Origin of the sequence: Microbispora rosea (assembly GCF_044460045.1) — a bacterium.
Taxonomy (GTDB): domain Bacteria; phylum Actinomycetota; class Actinomycetes; order Streptosporangiales; family Streptosporangiaceae; genus Microbispora; species Microbispora rosea.
In genome coordinates this window covers 1-20,376 of record NZ_JBITJO010000006.1, presented here as the reverse complement: position 1 = coordinate 20,376, position 20,376 = coordinate 1, and the positions used below count along the sequence as shown (strand labels likewise).

Here is a 20,376-nt window from a genome sequence, read left to right as displayed (position 1 = left end):
ACGGTAGGGGACAATGGCAGGTGTGACGACCGGCCAGGAGACCGACCAGGGAAGCGAGGAGAGCGCCCCGAGCGGCTTCCAGGTGCACCTGGACGTCTTCGAGGGGCCGTTCGACCTGCTGCTCGGTTTGATCTCCAAGCACAAGCTGGACATCACCGAGGTGTCCCTGCACAAGGTCACCGACGAGTTCATCGCGTACATCCGGTCGCGGGGCCCGGAGTGGGACCTCGATCAGACGAGCCACTTCCTGCTCGTCGCGGCGACCCTCCTCGACCTCAAGGCGGCCCGGCTGCTGCCCACCGGAGAGGTGGAGGACGAGGAGGACCTCGCGCTGCTGGAGGCCCGCGACCTGCTGTTCGCGCGGCTGCTGCAGTATCGGGCGTACAAGGAGGTCGCGAAGATCTTCGCCGGCCGGATGGCGGAGGAGGCGCTGCGCTTCCCGCGCGCCGTCCCGATGGAGAAGCGCTTCGCCGACCTGCTGCCGGAACTCGTGCTCGGCATCGGGCCCGAGCAGCTCGCGAAGATCGCAGCGCGGGCCTTCACTCCCAAGGCCCCGCCGTCGGTGTCGGTCTCGCACATCTACCAACCGCTGGCCAGCGTCAGGGAGCAAGCCGCTATTCTTGTCGAGCGGCTGAGGCGGCTGCGCACGGCGACCTTCCGGGCGCTGACCGCCGACTGCGCGGGGACGTTCGAGATCGTCGCCCGCTTCCTGGCCGTCCTTGAGCTGTTCAGGGAGGCCGCGGTCTCCTTCGAACAGGTCGAACCGCTCGGTGACCTGTACGTCACCTGGACGGGAACCGCCGACGGCGACGTCACGGTCGGTGACGACTACGACGAGGGCCGGCGCGAGGAACGGCCCGCCGAGGCGGCGGCCGCAGGGGACGAGTGAGGCCGGCCATCCGGCCACGTCGACCGAGGACGCCAAACCGGGGACGCCGAACCGAGCACGCCGGACGGCTTGGCGGATGTATGACCCGCACGACGAGCGAGGAGCGATGGAAGCGAGCGACACCCCCCGTGCCGGCGACGACCTCTCCGGCTCCGCCGGCGTTGTGACGGGGCAGGACGGCGGCGTGCTCGCGTCATCCGGCCTCGGTTCGCCGGAGCCGGCCTCCGCTGCCCGGGAGCCCGAGGCGGAGCCACCCGTGCTGGGGCTCACGCTCACCACCGCCCTCGAAGCGATCCTGATGGTGGTGGACGAACCGGTCGCCGAGGTGACCCTCGCGCAGGTGCTCGAACGTCCGACGGTGGAGATCGCCGCCGCCCTCCGCGCGCTGTCGGAGGAATACACGGCCGCCGGACGGGGTTTCGACCTTCGAGAGGTGGCCGGAGGCTGGCGCTTCTACACCAGGGCGGAATGCGCCGCGCTGGTGGAGAGGTTCGTCAGGGACGGCCAGCAGGCGCGGCTGACGCAGGCCGCGCTGGAGACCCTCGCCGTGGTCGCCTACCGGCAGCCGGTCAGCCGGGCCCGGGTGGCGGCGGTGCGCGGCGTGAGCAGCGACGGCGTCATGCGGACGCTGGTCGCACGTGGCCTCGTGGAAGAGGCCGGAACCGACCCGGAGAGCCAGGCAGTGCTCTACCGGACGACGAGTTACTTCCTGGAGAGACTGGGGCTGCGGAGCCTCGACGAGCTTCCCGAACTCGCCCCGTTCCTCCCGGACGACGTGGAAATTCTTGAGGAGCAGAAGTAGTGGACAACAGGCGTGGCACCCCGTCCGGTGAGGGACGCGGTCGGAGCCGGAGCACCGGTCAGCAGGGCGCGAGCCCGCGTGGATCCCGTGGCGGATCCGGCGGCGGCTTCCGCCCCCAGGGCGACCGGCGCGGCGGTTCCCGCGTCCCTGGTTCCGGGTCCGGGTACGGTTTCGACTCCAGGTCCGGATCGAGGTCGGACTCCCGGTCCGACAGGCCGGACTCCAGGCGGTATCGCGACGAGGACGCCCCGCGCGGCGACCGGTACGGCGACCGCCGCACAGGCGACGCCCGTGACGACCGGTTCCGCGGCCGTTCCGGTGACACCGGCCGTTACGGTGACACAGGTCGCCGCGACGCGCGCTCCGGCGGCGAGCGGTATCGCGACGACGCGCGGGCTCCGTTCCGCGCCGAGCGGGGCGGCTCTCGCGGCGGGTACGGCAAGCCCGAGGGCGGCCGTGACGGTGGCCGCGGGTTCGACCGTGAGGGCGGCCGCGGGTTCAACCGTGACGGCGGTCGCGGCTTCGATCGCGACGGCGGCCGTGGCGGCGCACGTGACTTCGACCGTGATCGCGGCGCGGGCCGGGAGCGCGGTGGCAGGGACACCTTCTCCGCCGACCGTCCCCCGTTCCGCACGGAGGGGGCCGGTTCGCGCGGCCGGTACGGCAGGCCGGAGGGCGGCCGGGACCGGTCGCGTGACCGCGACGGCGGTTACGAGTCGACTCGTGAGCCGAGGCGTACGTCCTTCCGTGACGAGGACCGTGGCGACCGCCGGACGTGGAGCGGACGCGGCGACCGTGAGGCATGGAGCGGACGCGGCGGCACGGATGCGCGGAGCGAGCGCGGCGACAGGGATGCGCGCGGCGGACATGGCGACCGTGACGCGCGGAGCGGACGTGGTGAGCGTCAGCCCTGGAGCGGACGCGGCGGCACGGATGCGCGGAGCGGACGCGGCGGCACGGATGCGCGGAGCGGACGCGGCGGCACGGATGCGCGGAGCGGACGCGGCGACAGCGATGGGCGCGGCGGACGTGGCGAGCGGGATGCTCGGAGCGGGCGGCCCGAACGCGGCGGTGACTTCCGCGCGGCGCGCGGCGGCGGCAGGGGCCGTACGGGCCGTGACGAGGTGCAGACGATCGGCCGCCTGGGCGGCGGGCGCGGCCGGCCCGGCGGCGGAGCCGGCGCGGGCTCGCGCGGCGCGGGGCGGCCCTCGGGAGGCTTCAAGAGCCCCGGTGCGAGCGGCCCGGTGAGCAACCCGTTCAAGACGTCCCGCCAGCCGCTGCGCGACCCGGACTTCTACGACGAGGACTACACCGACGAGCGCGACACCACGGAGGTGCCGGACGGGGAGCGGCTGCAGAAGGTCCTCGCCCAGGCGGGGGTGGCCAGCCGGCGCGCCTGCGAGGAGATGATCGGCGACGGCCGGGTGACGGTGGACGGGCAGACGGTGCGCCGTTTCGGCGCCCGCGTCGATCCCGCCAAGCAGGTCATCCACGTCGACGGCAAGCGCATCCCGACGTCCTCGGAGACCGTCTACTACGCGCTCAACAAGCCGATCGGCGTGGTGAGCACGATGGACGACCCCGATGGCAGGCCGTGCCTGAACGATTACGTGCAGGACCTCGCGCCCCGGCTGTTCCACGTGGGGCGTCTCGACACCGAGACCGAGGGACTGCTGCTGCTGACGAACGACGGCGAGCTCGCCCACCGGCTGACCCACCCGAGCTACGGGGTGCAGAAGAAGTACTGGGCCAAGGTGCCCGGCCCGATCCCGCGCGACCTGCACAAGGTGCTGCGCAAGGGCGTGGAGCTGGAGGACGGCCTGGCCAAGGTGGACGAGTTCCGGGTGGTGCAGGAGCACGGCCAGCAGGCGCTGGTCGAGGTCGTCCTGCACGAGGGCCGCAAGCACATCGTCCGGCGCATGCTGGAGGTGGTCGGGCACCGGGTGATCGACCTGGCCCGCATCGAGTTCGGCCCGGTCAAGCTCGGCCGGCTCAAGCCGGGGACCATCCGGACGCTCACCGTGCAGGAGATCGGTGAGCTGTACGCGGCGGTCGGCCTGTAGCCTTTCCGCGCGGCGGGCGAAAGCCGCAAGCCGGGCAGAATTGGCTTAAGCACGTAAATGGGCCGGGCTCGTCTCCGCAGGAGACCGGTCCGGCCCAGCGAGAGGGGAACGACATGGTGCGGGCGATTCGCGGAGCCATCCAGGTCGACGGCAACGATCGTGACGCGATCCTCGCCGGGACGACCGAGCTGGTGACCGAGGTGATGGGGCGCAACCACCTCACGACCGACGACGTCATCAGCGTGATCTTCACGTGCACGCCCGACCTCACCGCCGAGTTCCCCGCGCTGGCCGCGCGCAAGCTCGGGTTCCACGACGTGCCCCTCATCTGCGCGACGGAGATCAACGTGCCGGGCGCGCTTCCGCACGTGGTGCGGCTGATGGCCCACGTGCAGACCGATCGCCCCCGGCAGGAGATCCAGCACGTGTACCTGCGCGGCGCCGTGGCGCTGCGCGTGGACATCGCCCAGTGAGCATTGCCCATAGGCGTCGCCCGTCGGGCATCTCCCGGTAGACGTCACCCGGCAGGACCACGCCGGCATGGCGGGAGCCGGCGGACCAACCCACAATCCACCCACGAGACATCCGTCGCGGGACAGCGCACCTGAGCCGGCGATGGCAGGAAGAACACGATGACTCCCATCGAGGACGCCGAGATCGGCAGTGTGGTCGTTGTCGGGACGGGCCTCATCGGCACGTCGATCGCACTGGCGCTGCGGCAGCGGGACGTGCGGGTCTTCCTGGCCGACCGGGACGCGGGAGCCGTACGGCTCGCGCGGGAGCTGGGTGCGGGGGAGGACTGGACCGGCGAGCAGCGGGTGGATCTCGCGGTCGTCGCCGTGCCGCCCCAGTTCGTCGCGCAGCAACTGCTCGACCTGCAAAAGCGCGACAGCGCCCGCTTCTACACCGACGTGGCGAGCGTGAAGGCGCTCCCGCTGGCTCAGGCCGCCCAGCTTGGCTGCGATCTGACGACCTACGTCGCGGGGCATCCGCTGGCGGGCCGCGAGCGGTCCGGCCCGGCGGCGGCCCGCGCCGACCTGTTCCTCGGCCGTCCCTGGGCGTACTGCCCGACGGACGAGGCGTCCCCGCGGGCGGTTGACGCGGTGGAGCGGCTGATCTCGCTGTGCGGCGGCAACGCCGTGCGGCTGGACGCGACCGAGCACGATCGCGCCGTCGCGGTCGTCTCGCACGCCCCGCACGTGACGGCCGCCGCGGTGGCGGCCCGGCTGGCGGAGGCGTCGGAGACGGCCCTCGGGCTGTCGGGGCAGGGCGTGCGCGACGTGACCCGCATCGCCGCCAGCGACCCCGCGCTGTGGACCGGCATCCTCGAGGGCAACGCGCTGCCCGTCGCCGAGGTGCTGGAGGCGCTCGTGGCCGACCTGAGCGCCGCCGCCGGCTCGCTGCGCGCGCTGGCGGGCGACGGCGCGGCCATGGGGCAGGTCACCGACCTCCTGTCGCGCGGTGTGCGGGGGACCGGCAGGATCCCCGGCAAGCACGGCGGCCCGGCGCGCACGTACGCGGTGGTCCAGGTGCTCATCGGCGACCGTCCGGGCGAGCTGGCCCGCCTGGTCCAGGCCGCGGGCGAGACGGGCGTCAACATCGAGGACATCCGCCTGGAGCACGCCACCGGGTTGGAGCTCGGCGCGGCCGAGCTGTACGTCCGGCCGGAGGCGGCGGAGACGCTCACCGAAGGCCTGCGCGAGCGCGGCTGGCAGGTGCCGAGCTGACCCGGTCTCCCGAGGGGGCCGGTGACGTCCGGGCGACCACCGGCTCCGACTCCGGCTCCGGTCCTGGTTCTGGTTCTGGTTCTGGTTCTGGAGCGGGAGCGGGGGCCGGGGCGGGAGCGATGTAGCGGCGCAGGTCGGGGATCGCCCAGGTGATCGCCCCCACGGTGACCACGGTGAGCAGCCCGCCCGCGCAGATGACGAGGCGTGGGCCGTACAGCACGCCGCCGGCGGCGGCGTCGTGCAGGTGCGCGCTGGTGAGGTCGTGTAAGTGCGCGCCGGTGAGGTCGTGTAAGTGCGCGCTGGCGGAAGCGTGCAGCAGGTTCGCGATCTGCGGCCCTCCGACGAGCACGACGGTGAGCGCGCCCTGTACGCGCCCGCGTACGGCGTCGTCGGTGCGCGCCTGCGTGATCGTGGTGCGGAAGGCGCTCAGCACGCAGTTGACCGCGCCGCCGAGCGCGAGCGCCGCCAGCGCGATCCACAGCTCGGAGGCCAGGCCGACGAGCACGACGGCGATTCCCCAGGCGACGGCGGCGCCCGCCACCAGGGCGCCATGGCGTCGAGCACGGGTGAACGTGCCCGACAGCAGCCCGGCCACGACGACCCCGGCGGGGTAGGCCGCGTAGAGCAGTCCCGTCTCCGGGCCGCCCCCGGCCGTGCCGCCGAAGACGTCACGGGCCAGCTCGGGGAACAGCGCCGACGGCATGCCGAAGACCATGGCCGCGAGGTCCACGGCCAGCACCGCCACGAGCAGCCTGTCGGCCGCCAGGTAGCGGAACCCGGCAAGCATCCGGCCGGCCGCCGAGGAGCCCCAACCGGCCGCCGAGGAGCCCCGACCGCCGCCCCTCGCGCCCGCTGTTCCCCCCGCGCCCGCTGTTCCCCCCGCGCCCGCCGTTCCCCCCGCGCCCGCGGTGCCCGCCGCGTTCGCCGCGTCCTGCGTGCCCGCCGCAGGAGGCGGCGGCAGCGGCGGCAGCGGCGGCAACATGGCGACGGCCCACACCACGGCGAGCAGAGTGACGGCGTCGAACAGGTACAGCGTGCCGAGCCCCACGACCGGGACCAGCACACCGGCGAGCATCGGCCCCAGGACCGACCCGCCGTAGCGGACCAGCGAGCTGAGGCTGTTGGCCGCGGGCAGCAGCTCGGCCGGGACGAGCCGGGGCACGGTGGTCCCCGTCGTCGTCAGCACCGTCCCGTACGTCAGCCCCTGGAAGGCCACCGCCACCAGCAGGACGGGAACGGAGCGGCCGCCCAGGACCGCCTGGAGCCACAGGGCCGCGTACGTCAGCGCCAGGCCGAGATCGGCGGCCAGCAGCATCGTCCGGCGGTCCATCACGTCGGCGCGGGCGCCGCTCCACACCGCCGCCGCGATCAGCGCGGCGAACGACACCCCCGCGGCGGCTCCCACGGCCCCCGACGAGCCGGTGACCGTGAACAACTGCGTCGGCACCGCGACCACGCTGAAGGACCCGCCCACGGCACAGATCACCGAGGCGGCCCACATCCGGCGGAACGCCGGGATGGCCAGCGGCCGCCAGTCGACGGTGAAGGCCCGGACGGAGGCCGGTCTGAGGGAACGGGGGGCAGAGCGGGGCTGCCGCACCGTCGTGGCGCTCATCGCGCGGCCCCGGTCTCGCCGGCGGCCATGGGATCCTCGGAATCCGCCGCCGCGTCCGCCGCCACCGAATCCGCCGGAGTGCCGGCTATCACGTCCGCGACCACACAGGCCACGTTGTCGGGGGCTCCGGCGGCGTACGCCAGGTCGATCAGCTCGTCGACGACCTGCTGCGGACCGCCGGGGCCGGCGAGCGTCTCACGCAGGACGCGGGCCGGCACGACAGCCGGCAGCCCGTCCGTGCAGAGCAGGTAACGGTCGCCGGCGACGGCCTCGCGCATCGACAGGTCGGGCAGGCAGGACCCCGCGCCGGTCAGCGCGCGGACGAGAAGCGAGCGCCTCGGGTGGGAGACGGCCTCCTCCGGGGTGAGCCGGCCCTCGTCGATCAACGACTGGACGTACGAGTGGTCGTGGGTGATCTGGAACAGCCCTCCGCCGCGGAACAGGTACGCCCGGCTGTCGCCGATGTGCACCAGTGCCGGTCGCGACCCGGTCCACACGAGCGCGGTCAGCGTGGTGACCGCCTCTCCCGAGGGCGTCGAGGCGGCGATGTCCCGGATCGCCCGCTCGGCGTCGCCGACGGCGTCGGCGATCACGCCGAGCAGGTCCTCGGCGGGCGCCGGCAGGGTCTGCAGGCGCTTGAGCGCGCCGACGGCCGCCGCGCTCGCGCGGTCGCCGCCCGGGCCGCGCATCCCGTCGGCCACCGCCAGCAACCGCTCGCCGGCGTACGCGATGTCCTCGTTGCTCGTCCGCACCGGCCCCGGCTCCGACCGGGCGGCGTAACGGATCCCCAGCATCGTCGTGGCGTCCTCCACGGTGCTGCCCCTTCCCGACAGGTGGTCGACGAGGAAGGAGGCGAGCCGGCCCCGGGACCGGGTCTCGGCGGTGACCTGCCGCCAATAGGCGGCCACCTCCTCGGCCGCGTCCTGCGCGGGCAGGTCGCACACCCGCCGGATGCGCGCCAGCGGCATGCCGAGCCGCCGCAGCCGGGCGATCAGGCGGGCCCGCTCCAGCTGGGCCGGGTCGTAGTAGCGGTAACCCGACTCGCCGTCCACCGCGGCAGGCCGTAGCAGCCCGGCCTCGTCGTAGAGCCGCAACGCCTTGGGCGACAGCCTGGCGGCCCGTGCGAACGTCCCGATGGTCAGCAGCTCCCGCACCGCTCCTCCTCGTCCCGGCCTCCGTGGCCGGTGCCGATGATGCTGGGGCTTCACCCAGGGGCAAGGTCAACACGCCGGGGAAGCCGCACGGGATGCGCAGGGGCCCGGGACGAGGGCGGCGCCGGTGGGCGGTTGGCCCGTTCTCAGAGGCGGGTGACCGCCTCCCTCGGGGACGGCGCCGCGGGAGGGTGCTCCGGCAGGCCGTGCCGCCGCCACCATCGGGCGAGGGGCCGGGGCGCCCACCACGCCCGTTCGCCGAGCAGCCGCATCGTGGCCGGCACCAGCAGGCCGCGCACGATCGTCGCGTCCACCGCGACCGCGATCACCAGTCCGACGCCGATCATCTTCATGAGCGTCACGCTGCTGAAGGCGAAGCCCGCGACGGACACGGCGACGAGGAGGGCGGCGCTGGTGACGACCCCGGCCGTCCGGGCCAGCCCGCGCGCCATCGCCTCCGCGGGATCGGCCCCGCGCTCGCGCTCCTCGCGTACGCGCGACAGGAGGAACATCTCGTAGTCCATCGCCAGCCCGAAGGCGATCGCGACGATCAGCACGGGGAAGTTCACGTCGACGGCCCCGACGGGCTCGAAGCCGAGCAGCCCGGCCAGCCGGCCGTCCTGGAAGATCAGCTTGACGGCGCCGAAGGACGCCGACAACGACAACAGGTTCAGCAGCACCGACTTGATCGGCAGGATCACCGAGCCGAACGCCAGGAACATCAGAGCGACCGACACAACGGCCACGAACAGCGCCATCCACGGCAGGCGGGAGACGACCATGTCCACGATGTCCACCCGTGAGGCGGGCATCCCCGTGAACGACGCGACGGCCCCGGCCGGAGACGGCACGGCCCGCAGGTCCTCGACCATCCGCACGGCCTCGCGAGACATCGGGTCCATCGCGTAGCCGAGGGTGATCCTGGCGAGAGGTCCGGTGGTCCCTGTGACGGACGCGCCCTCCACGCCGGACACGGCGTCCAGGCGGGCGGCGTAGCCGTCGAGCGCCGCCCGGCTCAGGGCGTGTGGCGCCTCGACGACGGCCGTCACCACCTTGGCGGGGTCGGCGGTGAAGCGCTCGGCCAGCTCCCGGGTCACGGCGCGCGCGTCGGCGCCGGAGGGCAGCACCCAGTCGCCGGGCCTGGCCCAGTTCACGCCGAGGAACGGCAGGCCCAGTGCCATGAGCACCGCGACGACGGCGAGCGCGCTCGCGCGGGGCCGTCGCATGACGGCGTGGGCCAGGCGGTACCACCGCTCGCCGGAGGCGGCGGGCCGGGCGCGGCCGTCCGGGTGTCCGGATCCGTTCCGGCCGGCCCGCCGGCCGAGCGCCTTCTCACCGGCCCGGCGTCCCATGGCCGCCAGCAGCGCGGGCAGCACGGTGAGGGAGGTCAGCACGGCCAGGACGACCGTGGCGGCGCCCGCGTACGCCATCGACTGCAGGAACCGCGAGGGGAACACCGCGAGGCCCGCGAACGACAGCGCCACGACCGCGCCGGAGAACGCGATCGTGCGGCCCGCCGTGGCCGTTGTGCGCTCCACCGCCGTCTCGACGGACCCGCCCCTGCCGAGCTCCTCCCTGAACCGGGTGACCGCGAGCAGCGCGTAGTCGATCGCCAGACCGAGGCCGAGCACCGTGACGACCTGGATGGCGAACGTCGAGACGTCGGCGACCAGCGTGACCAGGCGCAGCACCGCCATCGTGCCGAGCGCGGCGACCACGCCGACGACCAGGGGAAGCGCCGCCGCCAGGAGGCTGCGGAAGACCACCGCCAGCAGGACCAGCAGGATCGGAACCGAGATCGCCTCGGCCAGACCGATGTCACGCGCGATCGTGCTGTTGACCTGGTCGGTCATCGCCGTGACGCCGCCGAACCGTACGGTCAGGCCCCGGACCTCGAACCTGTCCCGGATGCCGCGCAGAGCCCGTACGCGCTCCTGGTCGTCGGAGGAGCGGAACTGCACGGTGACGTACGTCGCGTGCCGGTCGTGCGACACGAAGCCGGGTGCGCCGGTCGACCAGTGCGACTCCAGCCGTGCGACGTCCTCGCGGGGGACCGCGTCGAGGGCCCGGCGTACGGGCCCGGCGAAGGCGGGGTCGTCCACGGTGAGGTGGTCGCTTTCGTACAGCACGACGACGTCGGCCGTGTGCCGGCCCAGCGGTCCGGCGAGCAGGCGGTCGGCGTGCGCGGACGGGCTGCCCGGGTCGTCGAAGCCCGCGCCGCCGCCGAGGCGGCCGAAGACGCCGGCGCCCCACACGCCCGCGACCACGGTGAACAGCAGTGCGCCCAGCAGGATCAGGCGACGGTGACGGACCGCGGAGCGGCCCAGAGCGCCGAACATGGCTCCCCTTCCGATAGTGGAGAGTGTCACTATCTATAAATAATCGATAGTGACGCTATCCATATCTGCGGGCGCGGGCAAGCCCCGGGCCTATCCTGGGAGAGTGCGGCAAGGGAGAGGGACATGCGGATCGCGGAGCTGAGCAGGCGGACCGGGGTCCCGATCCCCACGATCAAGTACTACATGCGGGAGGGCTTGGTCCCGCAGGGAGAGCGGACCGGCCCCAACCAGGCGCGCTACGGCGAGGAGCACGTGAGGCGGCTGCGGCTCGCCCGGGCGCTGGTCGAGGTCGGCGGGCTGCCGGTGGCCTCGGCCCGCGAGGCGCTCGCTCTGATCTTCTCCTCCGGCATCTCGGAGTTCGACGTGCTCGGCAAGGCGCAGTACGCGCTGACCCCGCCCAGGGAACGCGCGGGCGACGACGCCGGGGACGACGCCGGGGACGAGGCCGTCGCGCAGGTCGACGAGCTGATCGCGCGACGGGGCTGGCAGGTCAAGCCGGGTAATCCGGCCAGGCGGACGCTGGCGGACGCGCTGGCGACCCTGCGCCGCCTCGGCGAGGACGACTACCTGGACCTGCTGGAGACCTACGCCGAGACCGCCGAGCACCTGGCGGACATGGAGGTGCGGGCGATCAGCCGGCGGGGCGACCTGCACGCCATGGCCGAGGCGATCGTGATCTGGACCACTCTCGGCGATCCCGTGCTCGCCTCCCTGCGCCGCCTGGCCCAGGAGGCGCAGGCGACCCGGCTCCTCGGCGGGACCGCCGGGAAGACCGCCGAGGAGGCCGCGGAGGAGACCGCCTGACGGCCGTCTCGCGGGCGGCTGCCGGCGAACGTGATCCGATCGCGGGGGAGGTCCCGTCCCGTCGCCGATGCATGCTTTCCGGCGGTATCCCGGTAGCCTCGGGGACGACGATTCGAAGGGGAGAAGGAGAGCCGGTGTCGGGTCTGGTCGTCGCCATGGACGGTCCCTCGGGATCGGGCAAGTCGAGTGCCTCACGAGGCGTCGCGCGGGCGCTGGGCCTGCGATACCTCGACACGGGCGCCATGTACCGCGCGGTCACCTGGTGGATGCTCCAGCGGGGCGTGAATCTGGAGGACGCCGCCGCGATCGCCGCGAGGTCCGCCGAGCCCGTGCTGGTGATGAGCACCGACCCCGACGCGCCGGGCGTCACCGTGGACGGCGTCGACGTCAACGGGCCGATCCGCGGCCCCGAGGTGACCGGCGCTGTGTCGGCCGTCAGCGCGGTCCCCGAGGTGCGCCACCGGCTGGTGACCCTGCAGCGGGAGATCATCGCCGAGTCCCTGCCCGGTGGCGGGATCGTGGTCGAGGGCCGCGACATCGGCACCGTGGTCGCGCCGGACGCGCCCGTCAAGATCTACCTCACCGCGGACGCCGAGGCCCGCGCCCTGCGCCGTACGGCGGAGCTGGACGGCACGACGGTGGAGGCGCAGAAATCCGCGATGGCCCGGCGCGACGCGCTCGACTCGACGCGAAAGGCCGATCCGCTGGCGAAGGCCGCGGACGCGGTGGAACTGGACACGACGCCGCTGGACCTGGACGAGGTGATCGCCGAGGTGCTCCGGCTCGTCAAGGAGCGGGCCTGACGCCCGCCCGCCCCGCCTGACCCCCTCCCGCGCCGCGTCCGCCGCGCCGGGGGTGGGCCACGCGGTGCGTCGTACGAACGGAGCCCGGCCCCGGAAGCGGTCCGCCGGGAGGCCTCACGGGAGGCCGGGGAGAACGGGAAGAGCAGCCGATGAGGCAGGGTATGGACGTGACGGGGGAGTACGACGAGGACGAGGGCGGCTGGATCGAGGCCGAGCTCGCCGAGCTTTCCGGTGAGGAGACGGAGCGGGAGCCCGACGCGGGCCCGCTGCCGGTCGTCGCCGTGGTGGGGCGCCCCAACGTCGGCAAGTCGACACTGGTCAACCGCGTCATCGGCCGTCGTGAGGCGGTCGTGGAGGACGTGCCAGGCGTGACCCGCGACCGGGTCACCTACGAGGCGACCTGGCGGGGCCGGCGGTTCACGCTGGTCGACACCGGCGGGTGGGACCCGGACGCGACCGGCATGGCGCTGCGCATCGCCGAGCAGGCGCAGATCGCGGCCGAGCTGGCCGACGTGATCCTGTTCGTGGTGGACGCGAGCGTCGGGGTCACCGACTCCGACGAGGCCGTCGGCGCGGTCCTGCGCCGTTCGGGCAAGCCGGTCGTGCTGGCCGCCAACAAGGTCGACAACCAGCAGATGGAGCTGGAGGCGAGCGGGCTGTGGTCGCTCGGCCTGGGCGAGCCGCATCCCGTCTCGGCCCTGCACGGCCGCGCCAGCGGCGACCTGCTCGACGTGGTGCTCGACGCGCTGCCCGAGACGCCGCCGCAGACGTTCGGCGAGCGGCGCGGCCCGCGCCGAATCGCCCTGCTGGGCAAGCCCAACGTGGGCAAGTCGTCGCTGCTCAACAAGCTCGCCGGGGAGGAGCGGGTGCTCGTCGATCCGATGGCCGGCACCACCCGCGACCCGGTCGACGAACTGGTCGAGCTGGCCGGCACGACGTACCGGTTCATCGACACGGCCGGCATCCGGCGGCGCGACCGCGAGCTGAAGGGCGCCGACTTCTACGCGGCGATGCGCACGCGGGCCGCGCTGGAGCGGGCGGAGGTCGCGGTCGTGCTGATCGACGCCTCCGAGGTGCTGACCGAGCAGGACCTGCGGATCATCGGCCTGGTCATCGAGTCGGGCCGGGCGATGGTGGTCGCGTTCAACAAGTGGGACATGGTCGACGAGGACCGGCGCTACTACCTGGAGAAGGAGATCGACCGGCAGCTCGTCCGCACGCCCTGGGCGCTGCGGGTGAACATCTCCGCGAAGACGGGCCGCCACGTCGAGAAGCTGGCTCCTGCCATCGAGCGGGCCCTGGACTCGTGGGGCACGCGGGTGCCGACGGCCCGGCTCAACCAGTTCTTGACCGAGCTGCTGCAGGCCACCCCGCCGCCGGTGCGAGGCGGCCGGCAGCCGAAGATCCTGTTCGCCACCCAGGCGTCCACGGAACCGCCGAAGTTCGTGCTGTTCACCTCGGCGTTCCTGGAGGAGACCTACCGCCGATTCCTCGAGCGCCGCATCCGTGAGGAGTTCGGCTTCGCGGGCTCTCCGATCGAGGTGACGATGAAGATCCGCGAGAAGCGCAAGAAGAAGTAACCCCCGGGCCGGTCCGGGGCCCCAGCCGTCGCCGCCTCGGTCGCCCGCCGCCTCAGTCGTCGCTGCCTCGGCCGCCGCTCCCGGCGGCGGCCGACAGCAGGGCGAGCGCCGCCTGGCGGGCCTGCTCGCCCGTGCCGGCCGCGCCGTGGTGCGCGGCGACGACGGTGGCGCCCTCCACCAGCATGAGCAACTGACGCGCCAGGAGGGGCGGGTCGGCGGCTCCGGCGCGCTCGGCGACGCCGGTCAGCAGATCCAGATAGCGGCCGAGGTGGCGCGCGGTGACGGCGCGCACGGCCTCGATGTGGTGCTGGGCCGCCGCGTTCACCATCGCGCAGCCGCGGAAGACCGGGTCCTCATACCACTCGCCCAGCGTGTCGAACACCGCGGCGAGCTGGTCGCGAGGGTCGTCCCCGGCCGCTGCGACGGCCTCGGCCAGCCAGCGGCTCACCCGTTCGCTGCGGGCCTGGAGCATGGCCTCCACGAGCCCGTCCTTCGTGCCGAAGTGCCGATAGAGCGTCTCCTTCGACACCCCGATGAGGGCGCACAGCTCGGCGACGCCGATGCCGTCGAGCCCGCGTTCGTACAGCACGGGGGTGGCCGCCTTCAGTATGGCGGCGCGCGTGCGCTCCGGGTCGATCGTCGAGCCCTTGGGAACCGGCATACCCAGATGGTACCGACCGGTTCGATCCACTGCTACGCTCCGAGATCGTACCGATCGGTTCGATCTTTGGGAGTCCCCCATGTCCGACCTCATCGCCGTCGGCCCGCCGGCCCGCAGGCAGACGCGGCAGGCGGCGCGGCTGGCTCTCGGCACGGCGTCGGCCCTCGGGCTGGCGCGCTTCGCGTACGGGCTGCTCCTGCCGGCGATGCGGGACGAGCTGCACTGGTCCCTGGCCCAAGCCGGGGCGGTGAGCACCGCCAACGGGCTGGGCTACCTGCTCGGCGCGCTGGTGACCGCGGCCGCCGTACGCCGCCTGGGCACGGCGGCCACCTTCCGGTGGGGCATGGTCCTCACCGCACTGGCGCTGGCGGTCACGGCGGCGAGCGACGCCTATCCGGTGCTGCTCGCGGCGCGAGCCGCGGCCGGAGCGGCGGGTGCGGCGGTGTTCGTCACCGGCGGCGTCATCGCGTCGCGCCTCGCCGCCCGCGCGGCCTCCGGAGCGCCCATCACCGTGTATTTCGCGGGCACCGGGCTGGGCATCCTGGTCGGCGGCGTCGGCATCCCGCCGCTGGGCGGCCATCTCCATCTGGCCTGGGCAGGTCTAGGGGTGGCCGCCGGACTGGCGGCGTTGCTGAGCTGGACCGCCGCCCGGGCGGGGGAGGAGCTGCAGGCGGACCAGAAGGCGCAGCCGGGGAAGGGGCCGCGGTCCGGGGAGGAGGTCCAGGCGGGGGAGGAGGCGCGGTTCAGGGAGGCGCGAGCCGCCACCGCCGGGCGCGTCCACGTGCGGCCGCTGTGGGGGATCGCGCTGGCCTACCTGCTGTTCGCCGCCGGTTACATCACCTACATCACCTTCCTGTCCGCCTACCTGGCCGACCGGCACGCGCCGCTCGGGCAGGTGATGCTCACCTGGACGGCGCTCGGCCTGGCCGTGGTGGCGGCGCCCGCGCTGTGGAGCCGTCCGACTGCCGCATGGCCCGGCACCCGGGCCCTGGCCGTGCTGCTCGGCCTCCTGAGCGGTGGCGCGGCGCTGGCGATGGCGGCGCCCGCGCCGCCGGTCGTCCTCGCCTCCGCGATCGTCTACGGGGCGACCTTCATGGGCGTGCCCGCCGCCGTCACCGCGCTCATCAAGGCGTACACCCCGCCCGCCGACTGGACGGCCACCCTGGCGGCGTTCACCACGATCTTCGCGGCCGGGCAGACCGCTGGGCCGTGGCTCGCCGGGCTCGTCGCCGACCACACCTCGACCGCCGCCGCCCTGGCCTGGACCGCGATCCTGTGCGCCGCCGCGGCCCTGATCGCGGCGTGCGCGACTCCCTCCCGCCGGGCCGGAGCGGGTCCGGCCGAGAAGACACCCGACGCGGAAGCGTCCACGCGACAGTGAGGCCCACCATGACCACGTTCGTCCTGATCCCCGGCATGTGCCACGGAGGCTGGTGTTTCCACGAGCTGTGCGAGGGGCTGCGCCGCCTCGGGCACCGGGCCGTGCCGCTGACGTTGACCGGCCTCGCCGAACGCGCCCACCTGCTGGACGGCGCGGTGAACCTCGACACGCACATCCGGGACGTGACCGGGGTGCTGGAGGCCGAGGACGTCCGGGGCGCTGTGCTGGTCGGTCACAGCTACGGGGGGATGGTGATCACCGGGGTCGCCGACCGCCTGCCCGGCCGGGTCGCCGGTCTGGTCTACCTGGACGCCGTCGTGCCGGCGGACGGCGACTCCTGCTGGAGCCTGGTCTCCGACCGGGAGCGGCAGTGGTACGCGGACGTGGTGGAGACCGGTTACGCGACACGGCCGCTGCCGTTCTTCGACTCCCGGGCCACCCCCCACCCGATCGCCTCATTGCTCCAGCCGCTCCGGATCACCGGCGACCCGGCGCGCATCGGGCGCCGCATCTACGTGTACGCGGCGGGCTGGGAAGGAGCGTCCCCCTTCACCCCGACGTACGAGCGGCTGCGCGAGGACCCCGCGTGGACGACGTACGCGCTGGACGGCGGGCACAACCTCATGCGCGACGTCCCGGAGGACCTGCTGAAGATCCTGGCCGAGGCGGCCGAGTCGCGAGGGTAGGGAAAGCCCTACCCCCGGGACTGCCGTCCGCCGGATCGATCCGCGGCGGGCGAGTCAATAGCGTTGGGGACATGCGCCGACTCCTCTCCCGCCTCGGCGGCGACACGATCTATATCCTCGTCGGGTTCCCCCTCGCGATCATCACGTTCTGCCTCACCGTGGCCGGCCTGTCGGCCGGCACCGGCCTGCTGGTGGTCTGGCTGGGTGTGCCCGTCCTCGCTCTCACCCTCCTCATCGCCCGGGGCATGGGTGACGTCGAACGGCTCCGCATGCGCGCGGTGCTGGGCAGGGACGTGCCCCGGCCGCGCTATCCCACGTCGCCGCCCGGGGCGGGCGTGTTCCGGAAGACCGTCACCCCGCTCGCCGGAGGCCAGCCCTGGCTCGACGTGCTGCACGCGCTGCTGGCCTTCCCCGTCGCGATCGTGGCGTTCTGCGTGACCGTCACCTGGTGGGCCGTGACGCTCACCGGGCTGACCTACCCGCTGTACGGCTGGATCCTGTCGAACATCCCGGACAACCACGGGCTTCCCGAACTGCTCGGGCTCGGCCGGGGCTACGTCGTCGACAGCGTCTTCTATCTGCTCCTGGGCGTGGTGTTCGCGCTCACGCTCTATCCCGTCGTCCGTTCCTGCGCGCTGATCAAGGCGTCCCTGGGCCGGGCGCTGCTGACCGGCGTCGCCGAGCTGCAGGAGCGCATCGACGACCTCACCGAGGGCCGCCACGCCGCCGCCCACGCGGAGGCGGACGCCCTGCGCCGTCTGGAGCGCGACATCCACGACGGACCCCAGCAGCGCCTGGTCCACCTGGCCATGGAGCTGTCGCGGGCCCAGCGGGAGCTGCAGAAGGACGCCACGGCCGCGCACGAGACGATCGGCAAGGCCATCAGTGCCACCCGGGAGACCCTGGACGAGCTGCGCGCGCTGTCGCGCGGCATCGCCCCGCCGATCCTGGCCGACCGCGGACTCGCCCCGGCGCTCGCGGCCCTGGCGGGCCGCTGCACGGTGCCCGTGGAGCTGGACGTCCAGACGGCCGAGCGGTTTCCCGCGCTCATCGAGAACACGGTCTACTTCGTGACCGCCGAGTCGCTCACGAACGTGGCCAAGCACAGCAGGGCGACGTCCTGCTCGGTCGGGCTGACCAGGATCGGTGACACGCTCATCCTCACGATCGGGGATGATGGGGTCGGCGGCGCACACGTCGCCAAGGGACACGGCCTGTCCGGCCTGGCCGACCGGCTGCGGGCGGTCGACGGCGAGCTGTCGGTGCGGTCGCCGGCGGGCGGGCCGACACTGATCACGGCGGAGGTTCCGTGCGCGTAGTGGTGGCCGACGACGCCGTCCTCATCCGGGAGGGGCTCGTCCGCCTGCTGGAGGAGTTCGGCTGCGAGGTCGTCGCGACCGCGGGCACGGGGGAGGACCTGGTCGAGGCCGTCGCCGCCCACCGGCCCGACGTGTCGGTGGTCGACGTGCGGATGCCGCCGACGTTTACCGACGAGGGCCTGCGCGCCGCCGTCGAGGCGCGGGAGAAGGTGCCCGGCGCTCCCGTGCTGATCCTGTCGCAGTACGTCGAGGTGTCGTACGCCGACGACCTGCTGGCCGACGCCCGCGGGGCGGTCGGCTACCTGTTGAAGGACCGCGTGGTCGACGTCGAGGAGTTCATGGACGGCCTGCGCCGGGTCGCCGCCGGGGGGACGGTCTTCGACCCCCAGGTCGTCGCCCAGTTAATGGTGCGGCGGCGGCGCGACGACCCGCTGGCCTCGCTGACACCGCGCGAGCGCGAGGTCCTGTCACTGATGGCCGAGGGCAGGTCGAACCCCGCGATCGCCCGCCGCCTCGTCGTCACCGAGGGCGCGGTGGAAAAGCACATCCGCGGCATCTTCACCAAGCTCGGCCTGCACGCCGAGGACGGCGACCAGCACCGCCGCGTCCTCGCCGTGCTGGCCTACCTCCGCTCCTGACCGCACGCGTCAGGCCGGGGTGGTCGCCGTCGCCCGCGTCGCGCGTACCGAGCGCAGGACGACGAACACGCAGGCCGTCCCGACCACGCCGGCTCCGCCGATCACCGCGTACGGGGGAACCAGCGCGGCGACGGCGCCGCCCGCGGCCACGCCGAGCCCCTGGAGGGTCATGAGCCCGGCGCCCAGCAGGGACATGGCGCCGCCCCGCATCGTCGCGGGCACCGCTTGCACGAACCACTGGTCCATGCCGAGCGTGTAGGCGGCGCACAGCCCTGTGACCAGCAGGAGCGCGATCGCGAGCGACAACGGCGGGTGGACGGCGAACGCGGCCATCGGCAGCATCGACCCCGCTGCCAGCGGGAGTGCGATCCGCTCGCGGGCGGCCGCCCCGAGCAGGGTGCCGGCCAGCACCTCGCCCACCGCGGTTCCCGCGGGCATCGCGGCCATGAAGAGCCCGAACCCCACCGAGCCCGCGCCCGCGGCGTCCGCGAAAGGCGCGGCGGTTCCTTCGGCCATGATGAAGAACATCGGCGGGATCCACCACATGAGCAGCAGCGCGCGGACCCGGGGGGCGCCGAGCAACCGCCGGGTGGTGGCGAGCGAAGCCCGCATCATCGCCTCGCCCCCCGACGTCCGGGCCGGGCGGGCGCGGGTGCCCAGACGCAGGAGCAGCGCGGAACCGAGAAAGGTGCCGACGGTCACGTAAAGCGCGGTGCGAGGTGACAGCCACACCAGGGCCAACCCGCCGAGTCCGTAGCCGACGATCTGCGATCCCTGCGAGGCCATGCGCACGAGCGAGCGGCCCAGGACGTACAGGTCGTCCGGCAGGATGTCGGCCAGGCTCGCCGCCCGGGTGCCGGTGAACAACGGCGACATCATCGAGACGGCGAAGCGGAGGACGAACAGCATCGCGAGCGGAGTCACCGGAACGGTCATCGACGCCACGCAGCAGGCCGAGAGCAGGTCGCAGGCCGCCAGCACCCGGCGGGCGGGGTATCGGTCGGCGACGCCGGAGAGCAGGATCCCGCTGAGGGCGTAGGGCAGGAAGCCGAGGGCGAAGACGAGCGCCGTCAGCGGTGCCGAACCGGTCCGCCGGAATACCAGCACGGCCAGCGAGGCGTCGGCGAAGACGCCGCCCAGCATGGAAAGAACATGGGCCGCGAAAATCGCCCGGAACTCTTTGACCGCGAACACGCTGCCGTATCCGGCTGTGACGCGTGCTGGGCTTCGCAGGGCCGCTGAGCCGTTCTGTGAGCCGTCCTGCGATTCGGCCTGTGATTCGGCCTGGGTTTCGGCGGTGGAGGAGGGTTCTGCCATGCGGAGATTCGCTTTTCCCTGTCATAACGGGCACAGCAGGCGCCTGCGGGCGCTGAAACCGGGTCCGGGGGCGGCACGACTGTAGAGGCGTTCCGCCCCCGGACCCGGCATGACGATCTCATGCCCGGATCGGACTGAGATCAACTTCTTGGGTCACGCGTCCAGCTCGGGAAACCAGCCCTTGACGATCGAGGTCATGGAAATTCACCTCCCTGCAGGTAGGAAGCCTTGTGCGGCGAGGGTGGCCGCGGGGGGCGTCCACGGACGATCCCGGGCGCGACGCCACCCTCGATTAACCTGAACAATTGTGTTCGAGTTTTACTCTAGCACTAACTCGTACATCGATGTTCGATTTAGTGGAGTGTGACGAGGGTCATAGCGGGCTGCGGTGGCCATCGGCCGGTCGAGTCGCGCGGCGTGTTCGCGGCGTCGGCTTGTGCGGCCCGGGGGCGGGCCGGTGACGGCGGTGGTTACGGGGCGGGTGTGGGTACGGCCGTGCCGGGCGTGGTGAGGGCGGCGAGCAGCGTCGCGGAGATGACCCGTGGGGCGTCGCCGGCGTCCAGTCTGCCGGCGGCGGTGTCCTCCGCCGCGGCGTGCATCA

At 73.3% G+C, this 20,376-nt stretch carries 17 protein-coding genes; 12 read left to right on the top strand and 5 right to left on the bottom strand.

The genetic code is table 11. The features are described 5' to 3' along the window. Positions 1-13 precede the first annotated feature (13 nt). The 5 genes from ACIBK1_RS24935 to ACIBK1_RS24915 all read left to right on the top strand — a co-directional run bounded on the left by ACIBK1_RS24935 (position 14) and on the right by ACIBK1_RS24915 (position 5,481). Complete coding sequence (locus tag ACIBK1_RS24935) at positions 14-889, top strand: segregation and condensation protein A (RefSeq protein ID WP_076432345.1); 876 nt, start codon at positions 14-16, stop codon at positions 887-889. Positions 890-995: 106 nt separating this feature from the next. Beyond that, positions 996-1,691, top strand: coding sequence for an SMC-Scp complex subunit ScpB (gene scpB, locus ACIBK1_RS24930; protein ID WP_396738048.1), 696 nt, complete (start codon positions 996-998; stop codon positions 1,689-1,691). Then, positions 1,691-3,754: a pseudouridine synthase gene (locus ACIBK1_RS24925; RefSeq protein WP_396738046.1), complete on the top strand. Its 2,064-nt coding sequence runs from the start codon at positions 1,691-1,693 to the stop codon at positions 3,752-3,754. The genes scpB and ACIBK1_RS24925 overlap by 1 nt, the downstream gene beginning before the upstream one ends. A 113-nt stretch (positions 3,755-3,867) precedes the next feature. Next, a complete protein-coding gene (gene aroH / locus ACIBK1_RS24920; protein ID WP_030510042.1) occupies positions 3,868-4,227 on the top strand; it encodes a chorismate mutase in 360 nt (119 codons plus the stop codon). A 159-nt stretch (positions 4,228-4,386) separates the two neighbouring features. Then, positions 4,387-5,481 (top strand): prephenate dehydrogenase, encoded by a 1,095-nt coding sequence (locus ACIBK1_RS24915; RefSeq protein ID WP_030510043.1) that lies wholly within the window; start codon positions 4,387-4,389, stop codon positions 5,479-5,481. Here the strand turns inward: ACIBK1_RS24915 and ACIBK1_RS24910 are convergent. The 3 genes from ACIBK1_RS24910 to ACIBK1_RS24900 all read right to left on the bottom strand — a co-directional run bounded on the left by ACIBK1_RS24910 (position 5,438) and on the right by ACIBK1_RS24900 (position 10,586). Further along, entirely contained in the window at positions 5,438-7,096 is a 1,659-nt protein-coding gene (locus tag ACIBK1_RS24910; protein ID WP_396738044.1) for an MFS transporter, read from the bottom strand. The two genes, ACIBK1_RS24915 and ACIBK1_RS24910, sit on opposite strands and share 44 nt — an antisense overlap. Beyond that, on the bottom strand, positions 7,093-8,250 hold the full coding sequence (locus ACIBK1_RS24905) for a MerR family transcriptional regulator (RefSeq protein ID WP_396738042.1): 1,158 nt from the start codon (positions 8,248-8,250) through the stop codon (positions 7,093-7,095). Before ACIBK1_RS24905 ends, ACIBK1_RS24910 begins: the two co-directional genes overlap by 4 nt. Positions 8,251-8,393: 143 nt before the next feature. Further along, the gene (locus ACIBK1_RS24900; protein ID WP_396738040.1) at positions 8,394-10,586 is read right to left on the bottom strand and encodes an MMPL family transporter; all 2,193 of its coding nucleotides are present in this window, start codon (positions 10,584-10,586) and stop codon (positions 8,394-8,396) included. Positions 10,587-10,709: 123 nt separating this feature from the next. On the opposite strand from ACIBK1_RS24900, the gene ACIBK1_RS24895 reads away from it, so the two are divergent. From ACIBK1_RS24895 to der, 3 genes are all read left to right on the top strand, one after another. Next, positions 10,710-11,390 carry a MerR family transcriptional regulator gene (locus tag ACIBK1_RS24895; protein ID WP_030510047.1) on the top strand — a complete coding sequence of 227 codons (681 nt, stop codon included), beginning with the start codon at positions 10,710-10,712 and terminating at the stop codon, positions 11,388-11,390. 155 nt (positions 11,391-11,545) lie between these two features. Beyond that, positions 11,546-12,193 carry a (d)CMP kinase gene (gene cmk / locus ACIBK1_RS24890; protein ID WP_051762085.1) on the top strand — a complete coding sequence of 216 codons (648 nt, stop codon included), beginning with the start codon at positions 11,546-11,548 and terminating at the stop codon, positions 12,191-12,193. Positions 12,194-12,354: 161 nt separating this feature from the next. After that, positions 12,355-13,773 carry a ribosome biogenesis GTPase Der gene (der, locus tag ACIBK1_RS24885; RefSeq protein WP_197042772.1) on the top strand — a complete coding sequence of 473 codons (1,419 nt, stop codon included), beginning with the start codon at positions 12,355-12,357 and terminating at the stop codon, positions 13,771-13,773. Between the two features lie 52 nt (positions 13,774-13,825). On the opposite strand, the gene ACIBK1_RS24880 is transcribed toward der, so the two are convergent. Next, the gene (locus ACIBK1_RS24880) at positions 13,826-14,434 is read right to left on the bottom strand and encodes a TetR/AcrR family transcriptional regulator (protein ID WP_030510050.1); all 609 of its coding nucleotides are present in this window, start codon (positions 14,432-14,434) and stop codon (positions 13,826-13,828) included. Between the two features lie 79 nt (positions 14,435-14,513). Here ACIBK1_RS24880 and ACIBK1_RS24875 point away from each other — a divergent pair, with 79 nt between their 5' ends. The 4 genes from ACIBK1_RS24875 to ACIBK1_RS24860 all read left to right on the top strand — a co-directional run bounded on the left by ACIBK1_RS24875 (position 14,514) and on the right by ACIBK1_RS24860 (position 18,458). Then, complete coding sequence (locus ACIBK1_RS24875; RefSeq protein ID WP_396738037.1) at positions 14,514-15,815, top strand: YbfB/YjiJ family MFS transporter; 1,302 nt, start codon at positions 14,514-14,516, stop codon at positions 15,813-15,815. Positions 15,816-15,823: 8 nt separating this feature from the next. Then, on the top strand, positions 15,824-16,501 hold the full coding sequence (locus ACIBK1_RS24870; protein ID WP_396738035.1) for an alpha/beta fold hydrolase: 678 nt from the start codon (positions 15,824-15,826) through the stop codon (positions 16,499-16,501). 71 nt (positions 16,502-16,572) lie between these two features. Beyond that, positions 16,573-17,820, top strand: a complete 1,248-nt coding sequence (locus tag ACIBK1_RS24865) for a sensor histidine kinase (protein WP_030510053.1) — start codon at positions 16,573-16,575, stop codon at positions 17,818-17,820. Then, the gene (locus ACIBK1_RS24860) at positions 17,811-18,458 is read left to right on the top strand and encodes a response regulator (RefSeq protein ID WP_030510054.1); all 648 of its coding nucleotides are present in this window, start codon (positions 17,811-17,813) and stop codon (positions 18,456-18,458) included. The genes ACIBK1_RS24865 and ACIBK1_RS24860 overlap by 10 nt, the downstream gene beginning before the upstream one ends. Before the next feature lie 9 nt (positions 18,459-18,467). Here the strand turns inward: ACIBK1_RS24860 and ACIBK1_RS24855 are convergent, their stop codons facing one another. Further along, the gene (locus ACIBK1_RS24855; protein WP_396738034.1) at positions 18,468-19,775 is read right to left on the bottom strand and encodes an MFS transporter; all 1,308 of its coding nucleotides are present in this window, start codon (positions 19,773-19,775) and stop codon (positions 18,468-18,470) included. Between the last annotated feature and the right edge of the window lie 601 nt (positions 19,776-20,376).

Coding starts and splice junctions, on each gene's coding strand:
- ACIBK1_RS24935 (WP_076432345.1), top strand. CDS start 14: ATGGCAGGTGTGACGACCGGCCAGGAGACCGACCAGGGAAGCGAGGAG.
- scpB (WP_396738048.1), top strand. CDS start 996: ATGGAAGCGAGCGACACCCCCCGTGCCGGCGACGACCTCTCCGGCTCC.
- aroH (WP_030510042.1), top strand. CDS start 3,868: ATGGTGCGGGCGATTCGCGGAGCCATCCAGGTCGACGGCAACGATCGT.
- ACIBK1_RS24915 (WP_030510043.1), top strand. CDS start 4,387: ATGACTCCCATCGAGGACGCCGAGATCGGCAGTGTGGTCGTTGTCGGG.
- ACIBK1_RS24910 (WP_396738044.1), bottom strand. CDS start 7,096: ATGAGCGCCACGACGGTGCGGCAGCCCCGCTCTGCCCCCCGTTCCCTC.
- ACIBK1_RS24900 (WP_396738040.1), bottom strand. CDS start 10,586: ATGTTCGGCGCTCTGGGCCGCTCCGCGGTCCGTCACCGTCGCCTGATC.
- ACIBK1_RS24895 (WP_030510047.1), top strand. CDS start 10,710: ATGCGGATCGCGGAGCTGAGCAGGCGGACCGGGGTCCCGATCCCCACG.
- cmk (WP_051762085.1), top strand. CDS start 11,546: ATGGACGGTCCCTCGGGATCGGGCAAGTCGAGTGCCTCACGAGGCGTC.
- der (WP_197042772.1), top strand. CDS start 12,355: ATGGACGTGACGGGGGAGTACGACGAGGACGAGGGCGGCTGGATCGAG.
- ACIBK1_RS24880 (WP_030510050.1), bottom strand. CDS start 14,434: ATGCCGGTTCCCAAGGGCTCGACGATCGACCCGGAGCGCACGCGCGCC.
- ACIBK1_RS24875 (WP_396738037.1), top strand. CDS start 14,514: ATGTCCGACCTCATCGCCGTCGGCCCGCCGGCCCGCAGGCAGACGCGG.
- ACIBK1_RS24870 (WP_396738035.1), top strand. CDS start 15,824: ATGACCACGTTCGTCCTGATCCCCGGCATGTGCCACGGAGGCTGGTGT.
- ACIBK1_RS24865 (WP_030510053.1), top strand. CDS start 16,573: ATGCGCCGACTCCTCTCCCGCCTCGGCGGCGACACGATCTATATCCTC.
- ACIBK1_RS24855 (WP_396738034.1), bottom strand. CDS start 19,775: ATGGCAGAACCCTCCTCCACCGCCGAAACCCAGGCCGAATCACAGGCC.